Source organism: Phyllobacterium sp. CL33Tsu, from assembly GCF_900113985.1.
GTDB lineage: Bacteria > Pseudomonadota > Alphaproteobacteria > Rhizobiales > Rhizobiaceae > Phyllobacterium > Phyllobacterium pellucidum.
On record NZ_FORJ01000002.1, the window covers coordinates 542411 to 559705 of the forward strand.

At 61.2% G+C, this 17295-nt stretch carries 15 protein-coding genes; all 15 read right to left on the minus strand.

The features are described from left to right. Nucleotides 1-40 precede the first annotated feature (40 nt). The 15 genes from lpxC to BM074_RS12330 all read right to left on the minus strand — a co-directional run bounded on the left by lpxC (nucleotide 41) and on the right by BM074_RS12330 (nucleotide 17206). Entirely contained in the window at nucleotides 41-982 is a 942-nt protein-coding gene (gene lpxC / locus BM074_RS12260) for a UDP-3-O-acyl-N-acetylglucosamine deacetylase (RefSeq protein WP_027231894.1), read from the minus strand. 270 nt (nucleotides 983-1252) lie between these two features. Next, complete coding sequence (gene ftsZ, locus BM074_RS12265) at nucleotides 1253-2947, minus strand: cell division protein FtsZ (RefSeq protein WP_091922282.1); 1695 nt, start codon at nucleotides 2945-2947, stop codon at nucleotides 1253-1255. A gap of 68 nt (nucleotides 2948-3015) precedes the next feature. Beyond that, the gene (gene ftsA, locus BM074_RS12270) at nucleotides 3016-4338 is read right to left on the minus strand and encodes a cell division protein FtsA (RefSeq protein WP_027231896.1); all 1323 of its coding nucleotides are present in this window, start codon (nucleotides 4336-4338) and stop codon (nucleotides 3016-3018) included. Next, complete coding sequence (locus tag BM074_RS12275) at nucleotides 4335-5276, minus strand: cell division protein FtsQ/DivIB (protein WP_091922284.1); 942 nt, start codon at nucleotides 5274-5276, stop codon at nucleotides 4335-4337. Before BM074_RS12275 ends, ftsA begins: the two co-directional genes overlap by 4 nt. Continuing rightward, a complete protein-coding gene (locus BM074_RS12280; RefSeq protein WP_091922286.1) occupies nucleotides 5264-6190 on the minus strand; it encodes a D-alanine--D-alanine ligase in 927 nt (308 codons plus the stop codon). Before BM074_RS12280 ends, BM074_RS12275 begins: the two co-directional genes overlap by 13 nt. Nucleotides 6191-6399: 209 nt before the next feature. Continuing rightward, a complete protein-coding gene (locus BM074_RS12285; RefSeq protein ID WP_027231899.1) occupies nucleotides 6400-6738 on the minus strand; it encodes a type II toxin-antitoxin system HicB family antitoxin in 339 nt (112 codons plus the stop codon). Further along, complete coding sequence (locus tag BM074_RS12290) at nucleotides 6735-7001, minus strand: type II toxin-antitoxin system HicA family toxin (protein WP_091922288.1); 267 nt, start codon at nucleotides 6999-7001, stop codon at nucleotides 6735-6737. Before BM074_RS12290 ends, BM074_RS12285 begins: the two co-directional genes overlap by 4 nt. Before the next feature lie 68 nt (nucleotides 7002-7069). Beyond that, nucleotides 7070-8044 carry a UDP-N-acetylmuramate dehydrogenase gene (murB, locus tag BM074_RS12295; RefSeq protein ID WP_091922290.1) on the minus strand — a complete coding sequence of 325 codons (975 nt, stop codon included), beginning with the start codon at nucleotides 8042-8044 and terminating at the stop codon, nucleotides 7070-7072. 58 nt (nucleotides 8045-8102) lie between these two features. Next, a complete protein-coding gene (gene murC / locus BM074_RS12300; RefSeq protein WP_091922292.1) occupies nucleotides 8103-9503 on the minus strand; it encodes a UDP-N-acetylmuramate--L-alanine ligase in 1401 nt (466 codons plus the stop codon). Beyond that, nucleotides 9500-10627, minus strand: coding sequence for an undecaprenyldiphospho-muramoylpentapeptide beta-N-acetylglucosaminyltransferase (gene murG / locus BM074_RS12305; RefSeq protein ID WP_091922294.1), 1128 nt, complete (start codon nucleotides 10625-10627; stop codon nucleotides 9500-9502). Before murG ends, murC begins: the two co-directional genes overlap by 4 nt. A 6-nt stretch (nucleotides 10628-10633) precedes the next feature. Further along, complete coding sequence (gene ftsW / locus BM074_RS12310) at nucleotides 10634-11791, minus strand: putative lipid II flippase FtsW (protein WP_091922296.1); 1158 nt, start codon at nucleotides 11789-11791, stop codon at nucleotides 10634-10636. Next, on the minus strand, nucleotides 11784-13187 hold the full coding sequence (gene murD, locus BM074_RS12315) for a UDP-N-acetylmuramoyl-L-alanine--D-glutamate ligase (protein ID WP_091922298.1): 1404 nt from the start codon (nucleotides 13185-13187) through the stop codon (nucleotides 11784-11786). The genes ftsW and murD overlap by 8 nt, the downstream gene beginning before the upstream one ends. Nucleotides 13188-13192: 5 nt before the next feature. Continuing rightward, nucleotides 13193-14275: a phospho-N-acetylmuramoyl-pentapeptide-transferase gene (mraY, locus tag BM074_RS12320; protein WP_027231906.1), complete on the minus strand. Its 1083-nt coding sequence runs from the start codon at nucleotides 14273-14275 to the stop codon at nucleotides 13193-13195. A gap of 31 nt (nucleotides 14276-14306) precedes the next feature. Further along, nucleotides 14307-15740: a UDP-N-acetylmuramoylalanyl-D-glutamyl-2,6-diaminopimelate--D-alanyl-D-alanine ligase gene (locus BM074_RS12325; RefSeq protein ID WP_091922299.1), complete on the minus strand. Its 1434-nt coding sequence runs from the start codon at nucleotides 15738-15740 to the stop codon at nucleotides 14307-14309. Then, nucleotides 15737-17206, minus strand: a complete 1470-nt coding sequence (locus BM074_RS12330; RefSeq protein ID WP_027231908.1) for a UDP-N-acetylmuramoyl-L-alanyl-D-glutamate--2,6-diaminopimelate ligase — start codon at nucleotides 17204-17206, stop codon at nucleotides 15737-15739. The genes BM074_RS12325 and BM074_RS12330 overlap by 4 nt, the downstream gene beginning before the upstream one ends. Nucleotides 17207-17295 lie beyond the last annotated feature (89 nt).

Genomic DNA, 17295 nt, shown 5'->3' on the forward strand with positions numbered 1-17295 from the left:
TACGTGACGACGCCGGCGCAGCCGGCTTCAATTCATCGGACTACAGGACCCAGGGTGCGAATACCGGCGCGTTGACCGCAACAAGCGTCGCCCCGCGCGATTGGCTGCGCTTTCCGGCCATTTCCACGATCTCGAAAGCCGAATGATCCGACAGAAGCGCGCGCAGCATAGCCGCATTGAGTCGGTGTCCGCCCCGATAGGAACGGAAACAACCGATAAACGGCGCACCCGCAAGCGCAAGGTCGCCGATGGCATCGAGCGTCTTGTGACGCACGAATTCATCCTTGTAGCGCAGTCCGCCCGGATTGATCACCGAATTGTCGTCGCCGATGACGAGCGAGTTGTCGAGCGAGGAACCGAGCGCCAGCCCGGCGGCCCAGAGCTTTTCGACATCGCGCATGAACCCGAAGGTGCGCGCCCGTGCGATCTCCTTGCGGAAGGTCCTCTCGTCCATATCGGCGGCAAATTTCTGGCGGCCGATAACCGGCGTCTCGAAATCGATCTCAACCTCGTAGCGCGTGCCGTCATGCGGCCGAAACTCGGCCCAGGAAGCGCCCGACTCGATCCGCGTCGGCTTGAGAATGCGGATGAAACGGCGCTTGGCCGCCTGGCGCACAAATCCGGCCTCTTCGAAGGCATCGAGAAAGGCGAGCGACGTTCCGTCGAGGATCGGCACTTCCGGCCCATCGATTTCGATGGTCATGTTGTCGATGCCCGCGCCCGCAATCGCAGCCATGACATGCTCGACAGTGCTGATGGTGAGACCGGCGCCATTCGTCAGTGTCGTCGAAAGATCGGTCGTCCCGACTTGCGACACCAGCGCCTTGATCGGGTGCGTATCGCCCTTGCCGTCCACCCGGTGGAACACGATGCCGGTATCTGGATCGGCGGGCAGGAAGGTCAGGCTGACGGGGGCGCCGCTATGAACGCCCGCTCCGGAAAGCGTGATGCGTCCTGCAATCGTCGTCTGGAAATCGCGCATTGAACCCCTTGCCTGTGAACTTGCCGGATCGATATCCGGTCTGGACATCTGACTGACGCGCGGCGTTGCCGCGGAATCAACCACCCTGTCTTATTGCAGCGCAAGATACAGATGGCGCCTTGCGAAGCAAAATCACGGTTTCGGGACATTTGTAACGAAACCGCCATGCGTGCAGCTAAGTCGTTTTCATGCCAATTCAATGGTTTTAAAGAGAAATTCCGCCACGATTTGAGTGGCGGAATTCATATTCGTTAATAATCCGTGATCAGATCAGTTGGCCTGCCGGCGCAGGAAGGCCGGAATTTCCAACTGGTCGTCTTCGGAAGCCTGACGCGACTGCGACTGCACGCGGCCCTGATCGTCGAGCTGTCCACGGCGTGGCGCGTAGATCGACGCATCCTGTGACAGCGGGCGGCGCGGCTCGGCCGGGCGCATTGCCGGTTCGCGCGGCTGCGCCGGCTCGAGGCGTGCGGTCTCGTCTTCGCGGCGGGTCAGACCGGCGGTCAGGCGCTTGAGGAGGCCCATCGGTCCGCGGTCTTCCTGCGGCTCGTAAGCGGCCTGCTCGCGGCCATGATCGCGCGACGCCATATCCCGTGCGCTGAGTTCCGCCTGAACGACAGGCGGGAAATCGGCGACGTTGGGCATGCGCGGCGCAGCAGGCTGCACGGGAGCGGCCTGCATTTGCGGCTGCGGTGCCGGCTGATGCACGGGCTGAACCGGTGCGGCAGCGATCGGTGCATCGAAGACTTCCGGTGCAGGCGCCTGGAAGATCCGGCTTTGCGGACGGAACTCTTGCTCGATTGGCTGGGGTGCGCGCTGCGGAACGTCGTGTTCGGCGGCGCGGATCACATCGGCGACCGGATCGGCGGTGCGGGCGGCCGGCTGCTGGACAAACGGACGGGTCACGGTCTCGACCCTTGCCGCCGGCAGCGGCGCGGGCTTCGCCACAGGCTTCATGGGCTGGCGAAATTCGATCGGCGCAGGCGCCGATTCCCCAACCTGCTTGTCGATGCCGGTAGCGACGACCGAAACGCGGATGATGCCTTCGAGGCTTTCATCGAACGTGGCGCCGAGGATGATGTTGGCATCCTGGTCGACTTCTTCGCGGATACGCGTTGCCGCCTCGTCCACCTCGAACAGCGTCATGTCACGGCCCCCGGTGATCGAGATCAGGAGGCCCTTGGCGCCGCGCATCGAGGTTTCGTCGAGGAGCGGGTTGGCGATCGCAGCTTCCGCGGCAGCCATTGCGCGGCCATCGCCCGAAGCTTCGCCAGTGCCCATCATGGCCTTGCCCATCTCGCGCATCACCGAGCGAACGTCGGCGAAATCGAGATTGATGAGGCCTTCCTTGACCATGAGGTCGGTAATGCAGGCAACGCCCGAATAGAGGACCTGGTCGGCCATCGCGAAAGCGTCGGCAAAGGTCGTCTTGTCATTGGCGATGCGGAAGAGGTTCTGGTTTGGAATGACGATGAGCGTATCGACATTCTTCTGCAGGTCGGCAATGCCCATGTCGGCGGTGCGCATGCGGCGCTGACCTTCGAAATGGAACGGCTTGGTGACGACGCCGACGGTGAGGATGCCCTTTTCACGCGCCGCGCGGGCAACGACCGGAGCAGCGCCCGTACCCGTACCGCCGCCCATACCGGCGGTAACGAAGCACATATGTGTGCCCGACAGATGATCAATGATCTCGTCGATGCACTCTTCGGCGGCTGCGCGGCCGACTTCCGGCTGCGATCCAGCGCCGAGGCCTTCGGTAACGGCAGCGCCCAGCTGAATGAGGCGTTCCGCCTTCGATTGCGACAGCGCCTGTGCGTCGGTATTGGCCACAACAAATTCAACACCGCGCAAGCCGGCATTGATCATGTTATTGACCGCATTGCCACCGCCACCGCCAACACCGAACACGGTGATGCGGGGCTTAAGCTCGGTAATATCCGGCTTTTGCAGATTGATGCTCATGTGTCTCGTTCCTTTTCGTCCTTACCGCCTCGCCGCTGCGGCATTTTCTTTTGGGTTTCCCCGATTGATCAAAAACTCTCTCTCAGCCACTGGCCGATACGCTGAAAACGCCCACCTGTACCTGTCATCAGCGATGATGAACCGGCCTTTACAGAACGCTCCTCGATGCCTGCTACCTGCGGATAGATCAAAAGACCGACCGCTGCGGAGAAGGCCGGACCCTTGGCTGCTTCGGGAAGCCCCGTAACGCCGAGAGGACGACCTATGCGCACATTGCGAGCCAGGATGCGGCGGGCGACTTCCGGCAGCCCTGCCAACTGACTGGCTCCACCTGTAAGTACGACGCGCTTGCCGACGATCTGCCCATAACCTGACTGATTGAGACGGTCGCGCGCAAGCTCCAGCGTCTCCTCGACGCGGGCGCGGATGATGCGCGTGAGCACGGCACGCGGATATTGATTGGGGACATCCCGAGCATCGTTGCCGAGCGGCGACACGCTGATGAGATCGCGATCGTCGGCCGCGCTCGGCAGGGCCGAACCGTGCATCACCTTGAGCCGCTCGGCATCGTCCATGTGCGCGGAGAGGCCGCGTGCGACGTCCATCGTCACGTGATTGCCGCCGATGGCGATGGCATCGGCATGAATGAACTTACCCTCGGAGAAGACGGAGATGGTGGTCGTGCCGCCGCCCATGTCGATGCAGGCAGCACCCATCTCGGCTTCGTCGTCGACGAGGGCCGAAAGGCCGCTGGCATACGGTGTCGCGATCATCGCCTCAACCGAAAGATGGCAGCGATTGACACAAAGCTCGAGGTTGCGCAGCGGCGCAGCATCAGCCGTCAGCACGTGCATATCGACCCCGAGTGTATCGCCGATCATGCCGAGCGGATCGCGGATGCCGCGCTCGCCATCGAGACCGTAGGCAACCGGCAGGGAGTGGACGAGATGCCGTTCGGTGGCAAGCGCCTGCTTGGCGCCGGCGGCAAGAACGCGGCGGATGTCGGCCTGGTCGACTTCATGGCCACCAAGATTGATGCTGGCGGAGAACGTCTCGCTCTTGAGCCGGCCGGACGAAATATTGACGATCATCGAGTCGACCGTGAGGCCTGCCATGCGCTCCGCCGCATCGACGGCAAGGCGGATCGCCTGTTCGGCCGCATCGAGATTGACGATGACACCGGACTTGATGCCACGCGACTTCTGGTGACCGATGCCAAGCACTTCAATGCGATGGGTTCGGCCAGGCAGAAGCGCGCTTTCCTCGCGCGGACGCAACCGCGCAATAATGCAGCAGACCTTGCTCGATCCGATGTCGAGAACCGTCAAGGAGCGCGTCCGCTTGGCGGATGGCGCTCCATTCGAGGTGCTCTTTCCGTTCAGAATACTCATACACGCTTCTCCGAACGCTTTGGCGCCTTGTCCCGCGCCTTCAAATACTCAACACGCTGCATCATCGCGTCGGGCGTCAGCCGCACAACGACGCGGTCTGTCAAACGCATGTCCACCGAAGCGATGTCGCGCGACAGAATGCCGGACTTGTTGTCCATATCGACGATGTCGGCGAGCGCTTGCTTGATCTGCCCCTCGGGCAGCATCACCGTCACGCCATTCTTCAAGAACAGGTCCCAGCGACGATCGCCAACACGCGCATAGGCTTTTGCCTCAGCTGCGATCTGCGGGTACGCCGCCATCTGCGCAAACAGCAGCTTCGCCTGCTTTTCAGCACCGGCGCCGATAACCAGCGGTAGCGAGGCGCTGCGTCCGCCCGTATAGGGGACGATCACGCGGCCATCCGCATCGATCACCGAAAGCTCGGAGCCGTTTTGCCAGACCGCCAGCGCGGTGCGCTCGTGGATCGAGATCTGGATGGTGTTGGGATAGACCTTGAAAACATCGACGGATTCGACCCAGGGCAGCGTCGCAACCGCCTTTTGCGCATCCGCTGCGCTCAGTCCGACCAGCGAGGTCTCCCCGTCGAGCCCGAGCGCACCGAGGACATCGATCTCCGAGGTTTCGCTGTTTCCAACCACCTTCACGTCTTCGATGGCAAAGCCGAAGGTCGAAGTCGTTACTTTCACGACCTCTGGGGCATGCCCGCCGAGGATCGCACCATAGGCGCCGGTCAAGGCAAAGAAGGCAACCGCGCCGATGGTGCCAACATGATTGGGGATCGTGAGCTCGCCCTCGACGAGGCGCGAGAAGACGCGGACCGGCTTGCGCAAAAATTTCGGCAGGACGACGCGGAAGCGGCCAAAACCCGCCGTGCGGTCCGAACCGACCGTCACTGCAGCGCGCGGATGCGCATTTTTAGCCTTCAACGCAAACACGATGCGTCCTCCACCATCCAACTCAACAATTCACCGAAGGTATGCCCCGCAGCTTTGGCGATATCCGGTACAAGGGATGTTGGCGTCATGCCGGGCTGGGTGTTCACTTCCAGCCAGATAAGCTCGCCATCTTCGGAAAAACGGTCGTCATAACGGAAGTCCGACCGGCTAATTCCTTTACATCCAATTGCCTGATGCGCCTTGAGTGCCAGTGTTTGTACTTTTTGGTAAATTTTTAGTGAAATTTTAGCCGGCACTACATGATTTGATCCGCCGGTAACGTATTTTGAATCATAATCGTAGAACTGGTGGCCAACGGGGATGATTTCGCACACGCCGATGGCGACATCGCCCATGACAGCGCAGGTCAATTCGCGGCCGTGAATGTAGCGCTCGACCATGACCGTATCGCCATATTTCCAGTCCGGCGATGTGATGACCTGCGGCGGATGCGATTGATCCTCCTTGACGATAACGACGCCAAAGCTCGAACCTTCGTTGACCGGCTTAACGACATAGGGTGGCTTCATCGGATGCGCCGACGTGAAGTCGAACCGGTTCATCACCTTCGCTTCCGCGACAGGCACGCCTGCCGCCCTGGCAACGATTTTCGCCTGCTGCTTGTCCATAGCAAGCGCCGAGGCCAACACGCCAGAATGGGTATAGGGAATTTCAAGAAATTCGAGGATGCCCTGGATCGTACCGTCCTCGCCGAAGGGGCCGTGAAGGGCATTGAAGGCGACGTCGGGCCGAAGATCGTTCAGGATGCTGGCGATGTTGCGGTCGACGTCGACGCGGGTGACGGCATAGCCTTCGGCCTCCAAAGCATCGGCGCAGGAATTGCCGGACGAAAGGCTCACCGGACGCTCCGATGAAAAGCCGCCCATCAGCACTGCAACATGCTTTTTCGCCATCAAGGCATCCCCTCGAATTTCCCCATCAACGCGAAAAAAGACATGAGTCCGGGCACGTCCGGCGGCCGGGACCGCAGACACCCAAGGCTGGCAAAAAAAGCAGCCGACTCAAATCAGTTAACGCTTGTCCCTAAAGAATCAGAGAGTTGATTCGCTGACAAGCCCTCAATGATTCAACAATGAAATTCGGCGTAAAAAAATGCGGGTATTCAGGCAGCGCGTGCGGCGGCTTCGATGGCTTCCGCCACCCACTCATTGAGGCTCTTGTTTTCAGATGCCGCGGCCAAAACGGCAGCCTCGTGGATTTCCGCAGGGAGCCTGACATTGAAACGTCCCGAGTACTCACGGAACGGGGCGATACCCTTTTCCGCGCACATATCGAGGTAGACCTTTAGCGACCGGCGGCCTTCCTCCATCAACCCTTCAACACTATCCGCATAGAAATCGGCCCCTCCGGACAGACCGAGAAACTCGCCCCGGATCATCTCGATATCCGGGTCGTAGGAAACGACTGCCTTGTGGCCTTCAATCTGGATAACGTTCTTCATGGCCTTATACCGTGGCTCTCCAACCATTTTCGAATGCTTGCAATGGCGCCCTTGTCGGTATCCGGTGAAGGATGCGGACGGTGGAATACCCTGATTTCACCGAACAAAAAGACGCCAATACGCGACCCTTCGCGCTCCGTGATTTCAGCGCCCAAACCCAGCAATAGAGCCTCGACATCCGACCAGCGAATGGAGCCGCTGGCCGGCCGCGCAAATATTTGCTGCAGGGTCACGCGATGGCGACGCTTTAGATTTAGTACCATATTTAAGTACCACTGAAAATTGATTTTTTGGCAAAGGATTGTAAAAGCTAATTAAAAAAACGTCGGTCCTACAACAACTGCCCCATGAATTCCTGCACATCCTGGCCGGTACGGAACCGGCCCAACCGCTTGATCTCCCAATGGAGACGGATGCCGGAATTCTTCAGGACATTGGCGCGGATCGTCTCGCCCAGGGTCTCGAGATCGTGTCCGCTCGCTGTGCCGGTGTTGATCATGAAATTGCAGTGCATGGGCGACATCTGGGCGCCGCCGATCATCAATCCGCGTCCGCCGGCCTTGTCTATTTCCTTCCAGGCCGATGACCCTTCCGGGTTCTTGAAGGTCGAGCCGCCGGTTTTTTCGCGTATCGGCTGGACTGTCTCGCGATGGTGCTGAACCGCGTCCATCGCCGCCTGAATCTCAGCCCTGTCGCCGGGCGTGCCTTCGAACAGCGCCGAGGTGAAGATCAGATCGCTCGCCGCACCCGAATGGCGGTAGGCGTAGCCCATGTCGGCATTGGAAAGCACATGAAGCTCGCCCTTGCGGTCGAGCGCGCGCACCTCGACAACGCGTTCGCGCGTTTCGACGCCGTTCGCACCCGCATTCATGCGCAAGGCTCCACCTATACCGCCGGGGATGCCGTGGTAGAAATGAAAGCCGGCAATTCCGGCTTCAAGCGCTGCGGCAGCAACGCGCTTGTCCGGCGTTGCTGCGCCTGCGCGCAGTTGCACGTCACCGACCCGCTCGACCTCGCCAAACCCTTTGGCGGAGAGGCGAACGACGAACCCAGGGATACCGCCATCGCGCACCAGAAGGTTGGAACCGATGCCGACCGTGAGGATAGGATACTCAGCAGGTACTGCTTTCAAGAATTCGGCAAGATCTTCTTCATCCGCTGGCTGGAACATGACCTCGGCCGGCCCCCCCGCGCGAAACCAGGTGACTTTCTCCATGCCCATATTGGGCGTCAAGCGGCCACGCAGCTTCGAAAATCGATCGCCCAGCTTCTTCAGCAGGGCCTCGCCGTCAACCAGTGAGTACATATTATCCTTCCAACGGTTCACAGCGCCGCACATCCCGCTGGCGGCGCAACCGCCAAATCTAGATCGCCGCCAGTTCCTTTGGCAAGGCATAGGCCCATTGCGTGATATTGCCGGCACCGAGAAAAATGACGAAATCGTCAGGCTTGGCAATCTGGGCAATCAGGGGCGCGATTTCCTGGGGCCCGCTGATATAGCGCGCGTCTCTGTGAGCGGCGGTGCGGATGCGCGAAACCAGAGCTTCGGAATTGACGCCCTCGATCGGATCCTCGCCCGCCGTATAGACCGGCGCCACGATAACCGTATCGGCATCGTTGAAGCAGGCGGCAAAGTCGTCAAAAAGGCTGGCGAGCCGGGTAAAGCGATGCGGCTGCATGATGGCGATGACCCTGCCCTTGGCGGAATCGCGCGCCGCCCGCAGCACGGCCTTTATCTCGACCGGGTGATGGCCGTAGTCGTCGAAAATCTCGACGCCCTGCCACGAGCCCGTATGGGTGAACCGACGCTTGACGCCGCCGAACGATGCGAGCCCCTTCTTGATGTCCTCGGCCGAAATGCCAAGCTCATTGGCGACGGCGATTGCAGCCGTGGCGTTCGACACATTGTGCCGGCCGGGCATTGGCAGATGCAGACCTTCGATCACCGTTGTATCGCCGGTCTTGCGCTTGGCGATCTGGACATCGAATGTAGAGCTTGCGCCATTGACGGCAAGATTGACGAAGCGCACATCGGCCTGCGGATTTTCACCATAGGTGATGACCCGGCGGTCCTCGATGCGCGAGACCAGGGACTGCACCTCCGGATGGTCGAGGCACATGACGCCGAAGCCATAGAACGGCACGTTCTCGACGAACTGGCGGAAAGCCTCCCGCACGCGGTCGAAGGTCCCGTAATGATCGAGATGCTCCGGATCGATATTGGTCACGACTGCAATGTCGGCGGGAAGCTTCAGAAACGTGCCGTCGCTTTCGTCCGCCTCGACGACCATCCAGTCGCCCTCACCCATGCGTGCATTCGTACCGTAGGCGTTAATGATGCCGCCATTGATCACAGTCGGATCGAGATTGCCGGCGTCGAGCAGCGTTGCCACCATCGAGGTGGTCGTGGTCTTGCCATGTGTGCCGCCAATGGCAACCGCCTGACGGAAACGCATCAATTCGGCGAGCATTTCAGCGCGGCGAACGACGGGCAGCAGCTTTTCGCGCGCCGCGACGAGTTCCGGGTTGGATTTTCGGATCGCCGTCGAGACGACCACCACTTCTGCGTCGCCGAGATTGTCGGCCGCGTGACCGACGAAGACCTCGATGCCTTTCTCGCGCAGACGCTGCACATTGGCGCTGTCGGACTGGTCCGATCCCTGCACCTTGTAGCCGAGATTATGCAGGACCTCGGCAATGCCGCTCATGCCGATACCGCCGATACCGATGAAATGAACGAGACCTATGTTGAGCGGCATCTTCATGGACGCACTCCTTTTTTGAATTTTTCGACGCTTTGGCCGGTTGCAATAGCCTCTGCGAGGTCTGCAAGCAACCTTGTCGCCTCCGGCTTGCCGGTGCTTCGGGCTTTCTCTGCGGTCATTGCCAGCCGGTCGGGCTCGTTCATGGCATTGGCAAGGATCGAGGCGATGCGTTCCGGCGAGAGTTCCGACTGCTTGATCACTTCCGCGCCGCCGGCCGCCGCGAGCGCCGCGGCATTGGCCGCCTGGTCATGGTCGAGCGCATGCGGAAACGGCACGAGCACGGCCGGTCGTCCAATGGCTGCGATCTCCGAAACCGTCGACGCCCCCGACCGCGAGAGGACGAAATGCGCCTCGGCGATGCGGTGGGGCATATCCTTGAAGAAGGGAGCGACCTCCGCCCTGATGCCGAGCGCATCGTAGGCGGCGCGAACCTTCGCTTCGTCTTCGGGGCGGGCTTGCTGCGTCACCACCAGACGCGCCCGGTTCTCGCGCGACAGCAGTTCGATCGCCGCGGGGACCGCCGCCGAGAAATATTGCGCGCCCTGACTGCCGCCAAAGACGAGGAAACGGAACGGCCCCGATACCTGCGCTGGCTCATAGGTTTTCCCGACCTCGGCCAGAACCTCGGGGCGCACGGGATTGCCCGTCAACACCGTCTTCTGCGCGAATGGGCCGCCATTGTCGGGCAGGAAGCCACCGGCAATTGCGGTCACGCGCGCCGCAAGCGCCTTGTTGGCGCGGCCCATGACCGCATTCTGCTCGTGAATGAGCGTCGGTATCTGCAGCGACGTTGCCGCATAGAGCGGCGGCAGCGTTGGATAGCCGCCAAAGCCGGCGACGAGCTTCGGCTTCATCGCCCGAAACAGCTTGCGTGAATCGAGATTGCCCTGCCACAGGGTCCAGAAAGTCCTGGCGAGCGAAAAGGGATTGCGCCCGCCAATGGTGGCCGAACGTACGACGTGAATTGCTTTTGCCGGAAATGCACCGGTAAACCGCTCCGCCCGGTCGTCCGTGGCAAGATGAACTTCCCAATCGCGGGCGATCAACTCATGTGCGAGCGCCTGAGCCGGGAAAAGATGACCGCCGGTTCCGCCGGCGGCAAGAAAGATAATCCCCTTTGCCATGACCCCTCAGCGTGCGCCGGCCATGGAAGGCATGTTCGCGCTGCCGAGCGTGGCCGACCGCCGCGCTTCAGGTCTGCGCCGCGTCAGAGCAAGCAGCAGCCCTGTGGATATGGCGACCGAGATAAGCGACGAGCCGCCATAGGAAATGAATGGCAGGGTCATGCCCTTGGCCGGCATCAGGTGGAGATTGACGGAGATATTGATGATCGACTGGAAGCCGAAGAGAATGACGAGACCTGACACTGCAAGGCGGGTGAAGTCGTCCCGCTCCTTGAGTGCAATCGTCAGCCCGCGAATGACGATGAAGGCGAAGATCGCCACAATGAGCAGGCACAAGGCAATGCCGTACTCTTCAGCTGTCACCGAGAAGATGAAGTCCGTATGGCTGTCAGGGATGATGCGCTTGATCGTGCCTTCACCTGGTCCCTGCCCGAACCAGCCGCCGCGTATGATCGCCTCGCGGCCAGCATCGACCTGGAACGTGTCGCCTTCACCGGTCAAAAATCGGTCGATACGACCGGCGACGTGCGGAAACACCGTATAGGCGCCGAAGAACCCGACCATGCCGAGCACGCCGAGGCTGATGATCCAAAGCCACGGGACCCCTGCCATGAAGAACATGGCGCCCCAGGTGCCTGCCGTAAGGATCGTTTGTCCAAGATCGGGCTGCGCCACCAGAAGCGCGGCCACCACGCCGAAGAGCATCATGGAGAAGAGATTGCCGGGAATATCCTTGTGGCGCTCGTTCTCGGCGAAGAGCCAGGCACAGACGATGACGAACGCCGGCTTCATGAATTCCGACGGCTGGATCGAAACGCCGGCAAGCGAAACCCAGCGCCGCGCGCCCTTGACCTCGATGCCGAACAACAGCGCCCCTACCATCGCGACGAGTGAAACGCCGAGCAAGATGATGGCGAAGCGGCGGATGGTGCGCGGCGCCATGAATGACACGGCGAACATCACGACAACTGCCGGCACCATGAACATCGACTGGTGCTTGACGAAGTAGAAGCTCTCAAGGCCGATGCGTTCGGCAACGGCGGGGCTTGCGGCAAAAGACAAGAGAATCCCGAGGCCCATCAGCGCCAGGCAGGCCGCCAGCAGAAATCGGTCTATTGTCCACCACCAGTCGGCGACGGGACCACGGTCAATACGACTAACCATCTATGCCTCCAATTGGTGATGCGCCCTCAAGCGCGAGGACGGCGGAGCGAAATGCCTCGCCGCGTTTTTCAAAGTTCTGAAACTGGTCGAAGCTGGCGCAGGCCGGCGAAAGCAGCACGACAGGTTCGCCGGAGCCGTCGCTGGCGGCATCGCGAGCGGCATGTTCGACGGCAGCTGCGATCGTGCCGGAAATCTCGAAGGGCGCTGCATCGCCGAGCGTCGCGGCAAATTGCGGAGCGGCTTCTCCAATAAGATAGGCCTTGGCAATGCGCGGAAAGAAGCCCGCTAGCGAGGCAATGCCGCCCTCCTTGGGCAGGCCGCCGGCGATCCAGTAGATGCGTGGAAACGACGACAGTGCCGGCGCCGCCGCGTCGGCATTGGTGGCCTTGGAATCGTTTACGAACAGGGTATTGCCGAGCTTGGCCACCTGCTCCATGCGGTGCGCAAGACCCGGGAAGGTGCGCAGGCCCGCATTGATCTCTTCTATCGACAGCCCGACTGAGAGGCAGGCAGCAAGCGCGGCAAGCGCATTCTGCGCATTGTGCTCGCCCCTGAGCGAACCGATGCCGGCAAGAGTGGCGACTACCGACGCATCGCCGTTCCTGGCGCGGACGAGATCGGAGCCCTTGGCGAAATAGCCGTTCTCGATGGGCATGCGCTTGGAGATGCGAATCACATGCTTGCCGGTCCGCTCCAGCCGCTCCGCTATCGCCGCGCAGTAGCTGTCATCGACACCGACAATCGCCGTTTCGCTTCCTGCCACCAGACGTTCCTTGATCTCGGCGTAGTGCTGCATCGTGCCGTGCCGGTCGAGGTGATCCGGGGTCAGATTGAGGAGTATGCCTGCCGTCGGATTGAGGGATGGCGCAAGGTCGATCTGGTAGGACGAGCATTCGACGACATAGAAGCGATTATCCGCCGGCGGCTCCAGCGTCATGACCGCCGTGCCGATGTTGCCGCCAAGTTGTACGTCCCGGCCCGAAGCCTTGATGATATGGGCGATGAGGGCAGTTGTCGTCGACTTGCCGTTGGTGCCGGTGATGGCGATAAACGGGCTTTTCTTGCCGGCGCGATTGCGCTCGCGCACGAAAAGCTCGACGTCGCCGATGATCTCAACGCCGGCTGCTTTCGCAAGATCGACGCTCCAGTGCGGGCGCGGATGTGTCAGCGGTACGCCGGGCGACAGGACGAAGGAGGAAAACTGCTTCCAGTCGACGTTCCGAAGATCGCCGGTTTCGATGCCGGCGCTTTGCGCCTTCCTGACGCTTTCCGGGTTGTCGTCCCATGCAACAATTCTGGCTCCGCCCGCGGCGATCGCCTGCGCGGTCGCAATGCCCGACCCGCCGAGCCCGAAGAGCGCGATGGTCTTGTCCTTCATGGAATGGGCGGGGATCATGCGGCCTACCGGAGCTTGAGCGTCGAAAGGCCGATCAGCGCGAGAATGACGGCGATGATCCAGAAGCGGATCACGACCTGGCTCTCGGTCCAGCCCTTCTTTTCGAAATGATGGTGGATCGGCGCCATCAAGAAAACGCGCTTGCCGGTCATCTTGAACGACGCCACCTGGATGATCACGGACATGGCTTCCATGACGAAGACGCCGCCGATGATGGCAAGAACGATCTCGTGCTTGGTTGCGACGGCAACAGCCCCGATGAGACCGCCAAGCGCCAGCGAGCCGGTGTCGCCCATGAAGATGGCGGCGGGAGGCGCGTTGAACCAGAGGAACCCAAGGCCCGCGCCGATGACGGAGCCAAGGACGACGGCGAGCTCGCCGGTGCCGGGCACGAAGTGAATTTGCAGATAGTCGGCGAAAATCGCGTTACCGGAAAGGTACGCGATGACGCCGAAGGAAGCTGCGGCGATCATCACCGGGACGGTTGCAAGACCATCGAGACCATCGGTGAAATTGACGGCGTTACCCGCGCCGACCATGACAAAGGCAGCAAACGGGATGAAGAAGATGCCGAGATTGATGATGAACTGCTTGGCGAAGGGAAAGGTTAGCGACGACGAAAACGGTTCCTGTCCCGCCCACATGATGCCGAGACCGGCCAGGCCCGCGATCAGGAACTCGATGCCGAGACGCCCGCGGGCCGAAAACCCCTTGAACGATTGTTTGCTGACCTTGAGGTAATCGTCGTAGAAGCCGATGGCGCCGAAGCACAGCGCGACGAGCAAAACGATCCACACATAGACATTCGACCAGTTGGCCCAGAGCAGCGACGACAGGAGAATCCCGGTCATAATCATGAGGCCGCCCATGGTTGGCGTGCCGGCCTTCTTGAAGTGCGTCTGCGGGCCGTCGGCGCGAATCGGCTGGCCGCGGCCCTGTCTGATACGCAGCGAGTCGATAATGCGGGGTCCGAACAGAAAAACGATGAGCGCCGAGGTAATCAGCGCACCGCCGGTCCGAAACGTAATATAGCGGAACACGTTCAGCGCCTGGATATGTTCCGCCAGACCGGCGAGATAATAAAGCATGTGGCTAGAGCCCTTTCCCCATCCCCGCAGCTTACTCGGCTGGACCGGCAGGCTCGATGGAATTGTATTTCTGCAAGAGCGTTTTAACGATCTGGGAGAATCCCGTCCCCTTGGATGACTTGATCATGATCACGTCACCAGCCCGGATCGTCTTCAGCAATTGCGGTTGCAGTTCCTCTACGCTCTGCCTGTATTCGGCATGAAATTCAACCGGCATGGCCGCCTTGAGCGCCGCCATTTCAGGACCGCCGAGAAAAACCATGTTGATATGGTTGTCGGCAATCACTGAAGCGAGTTCCGCATGAAGTTTCGGCGCCTGCTTGCCGAGTTCGAGCATGTCGCCGAGCACCGCGATGCGCCGCCCGCGTCCGGTCGGCGTTGCCGCCGCAAGCAGTTCGATCGCGGCGCGCATGGAGGCCGGGTTGGCATTGTAGCTCTCGTCGATCAGCGTGAATGTACCCTTTGCCACTTCCAGCGTATGGCGCGCGCCGCGCCCGCTTTCCGGGCGCAGAGAGGCAAGAGCAAGCGTCGCCTGGGCCATGTCTGCACCGGCAAGATGCGCCGCGCCGAGGACGCCAAGAACGTTCTGCACAATATGTCGGCCGGGCGCTCCGATCTTGACCACGGCTTCCTCGCCGGCGAGCCGCGCTGTCATGCAGGAACAATCGCCAAGGAGTTTCAATTTGATCAGTCTGTAATCTGCCCGGGCGTTCTCACCAAAGGTCTTGATGTGCTCGACGCCCGCATCCTTCGCCATTTTCTCGAGCAGTTTGAAATGCTTGTCGTCTCGGTTGAGAAGCGCGTAGCCGCCGGGAACGACGCCTTCGAAAATCTCCGCCTTGGCGGCTGCGATCTCCTGAAGATTCTTGAAATGACCGAGATGCGCCGCCGCAATGAGCGTGATCAGCGCGACGTGCGGGCGCACCATCTTGACCAGCGGGCGGATTTCGTCGGGATGGTTCATGCCGATCTCGAACACACCGTAATCGGTATCGGCCGGCATGCGGGCGAGCGTCAGCGGTACACCCCAGTGGTTGTTGAAGGACGCCGCCGAGGCATGAACCTTCCCGCTGGTGGCAAGCACATGCCGCAGCGCTTCCTTGGTCGTAGTCTTTCCAACCGAACCGGTCACCGCGATAATCTGCGCATTGGAGCGCGCGCGTGAAGCAATGCCGAGCCGGGTCATGGCCGCGAGCACGTCATCGACGACGATCATCGGCGCCTTCAACTTGCCGAGCGCCGGCAGTTTCGCTTCCGCAACGACAAGCAGCGCCGCGCCCGCAGCGACCGCCGCGGTGGCGAAATCGTGTCCGTCGAGCGCGTCACCCTTGATGGCGAAGAAAGCCTCGCCCTGCTTCAGGGTACGGGTATCGATGGAAATGCCGGTGATGCCCTCTGGCAACTTGCCGACGGGCCGCCCGTTCATCGCTTCGATCATGGCATCGGAGGTCCAGAGCAGGCTCATGCGCCGCTCTCCCGTGCCAGACGGTCTTTCAGCGCCGAGCCGACTTCTGCATGATCGGAGAACGGCAGAACGACATCGCCGACTGTCTGGCCTTCTTCATGGCCCTTGCCGGCCACGATCAGCGTGTCGCCGGATTTCATCATCGAAACCGCATGGCGGATCGCTTCGCGGCGGTCGGCGATTTCTATGGCGCCCGGCGCTGCCGCAAGTATTTCGGCGCGAATAGTGGCGGGCACTTCTGAACGCGGATTGTCGTCGGTGACGATGACCACGTCGGCGAGGCGCGTCGCGATCTCGCCCATCATCGGGCGCTTGCCTTTGTCGCGGTCGCCGCCGCAGCCAAAGACGACGATGACGCGGCCGGTCGTGAACGGACGCACCGACGCGAGGACGTTTTCCAACGCGTCAGGCTTGTGGGCGTAATCGACATAGGCGGGCGCACCCTCCTCTGTCGCACCGACGAGGTCGAGCCGCCCCGGCGCGCCCTTTAGGCGCTCGAGGCCGCGCACGGCCGCTGCGGGCGGAACGCCGGTGGCAATAGCAAGGCCCGCCGCGACAAGGCCGTTCGCCACCTGGAAGTCGCCGGCGAGCGGCAGGGTAATCTCGAAGATTTCCCCGGCGATGTGCATCTCGACGTGTTGGCGGAAGCGCTCGTGCTCGACGCGTTTCAAGGTGATGAAATCGCCTTTGCGGCCGACGGTGAGCACCTTGCAGCCAGCGTCAGTGGCAGCAGCGATCGTCGGCTTGGAAAAGGCGTCATCGGCAAAAATGACCGCCGGCGCACCCTTCGGCAGCAGTTCCGTGAAGAGCCGCAGCTTGGCGGCGTGATATTCCTCGACCGTCGCATGGTAGTCCATGTGGTCGCGGCCGAGATTGGTGAAGGCGCCGGCCGAGAGACGCACGCCGTCGAGGCGGCGCTGGTCGAGACCATGCGAGGATGCCTCCATGGCGGCATGGGTAACGCCCTCATCGACGAGCTCGCTGAGCAGCTTGTGGAGTTCGACCGGGTCGGGCGTCGTCAGCGAACCATAATCGTCGCGCTTGGGCGATACGACACCGGTGGTGCCGATGCTGGCGGAGGCAAAGCCCGCCTGCGCCCAGATCTGGCGGGTGAAGGATGCGACCGACGTCTTGCCGCTCGTGCCGGTGATCGCCACCATCACATCCGGTTGAAGCTTGTAAAAGCTTGCCGCAGCAAGCGCGAGCGTGCGGCGTGGATCGTCGACATAAACGATCGGAACGGCAATCTTGCCAAGCTTCGCACCCTTGGAGGTAACAATGATCGCGGCCCCGCGCGACGCCGCGTCCGCCGCATAGGTTGCGCCATCGGCTTTGGAGCCTTTCAGCGCGGCAAACAGAAAACCGCGTTCCACTTTGCGCGAATCCGACGTCAATCCGGTTATCGTCTTATCGCCGAGTTCGGAGATAGCGATTTCAGGAATTCCGTTCAGATCTTTAAGTTGCATGGCCGCAGTGGAACCCATTTTCAAAAACTTTTCATCTCATAAGGTCAAGAATCACCGATTCTGCTCGCAAAACGCATCGTTTTGAGTCG

Bases quoted from the DNA above. Each gene is read 5' to 3' on its own strand.
- lpxC (WP_027231894.1), bottom strand. From the start codon at position 982: ATGCGCGATTTCCAGACGACGATTGCAGGACGCATCACGCTTTCCGGA.
- ftsZ (WP_091922282.1), bottom strand. From the start codon at position 2,947: ATGAGCATCAATCTGCAAAAGCCGGATATTACCGAGCTTAAGCCCCGC.
- ftsA (WP_027231896.1), bottom strand. From the start codon at position 4,338: ATGAGTATTCTGAACGGAAAGAGCACCTCGAATGGAGCGCCATCCGCC.
- BM074_RS12280 (WP_091922286.1), bottom strand. From the start codon at position 6,190: ATGGCGAAAAAGCATGTTGCAGTGCTGATGGGCGGCTTTTCATCGGAG.
- BM074_RS12285 (WP_027231899.1), bottom strand. From the start codon at position 6,738: ATGAAGAACGTTATCCAGATTGAAGGCCACAAGGCAGTCGTTTCCTAC.
- BM074_RS12290 (WP_091922288.1), bottom strand. From the start codon at position 7,001: ATGGTACTAAATCTAAAGCGTCGCCATCGCGTGACCCTGCAGCAAATA.
- murB (WP_091922290.1), bottom strand. From the start codon at position 8,044: ATGTACTCACTGGTTGACGGCGAGGCCCTGCTGAAGAAGCTGGGCGAT.
- murC (WP_091922292.1), bottom strand. From the start codon at position 9,503: ATGAAGATGCCGCTCAACATAGGTCTCGTTCATTTCATCGGTATCGGC.
- murG (WP_091922294.1), bottom strand. From the start codon at position 10,627: ATGGCAAAGGGGATTATCTTTCTTGCCGCCGGCGGAACCGGCGGTCAT.
- ftsW (WP_091922296.1), bottom strand. From the start codon at position 11,791: ATGGTTAGTCGTATTGACCGTGGTCCCGTCGCCGACTGGTGGTGGACA.
- murD (WP_091922298.1), bottom strand. From the start codon at position 13,187: ATGATCCCCGCCCATTCCATGAAGGACAAGACCATCGCGCTCTTCGGG.
- mraY (WP_027231906.1), bottom strand. From the start codon at position 14,275: ATGCTTTATTATCTCGCCGGTCTGGCGGAACATATCCAGGCGCTGAAC.
- BM074_RS12325 (WP_091922299.1), bottom strand. From the start codon at position 15,740: ATGAGCCTGCTCTGGACCTCCGATGCCATGATCGAAGCGATGAACGGG.
- BM074_RS12330 (WP_027231908.1), bottom strand. From the start codon at position 17,206: ATGCAACTTAAAGATCTGAACGGAATTCCTGAAATCGCTATCTCCGAA.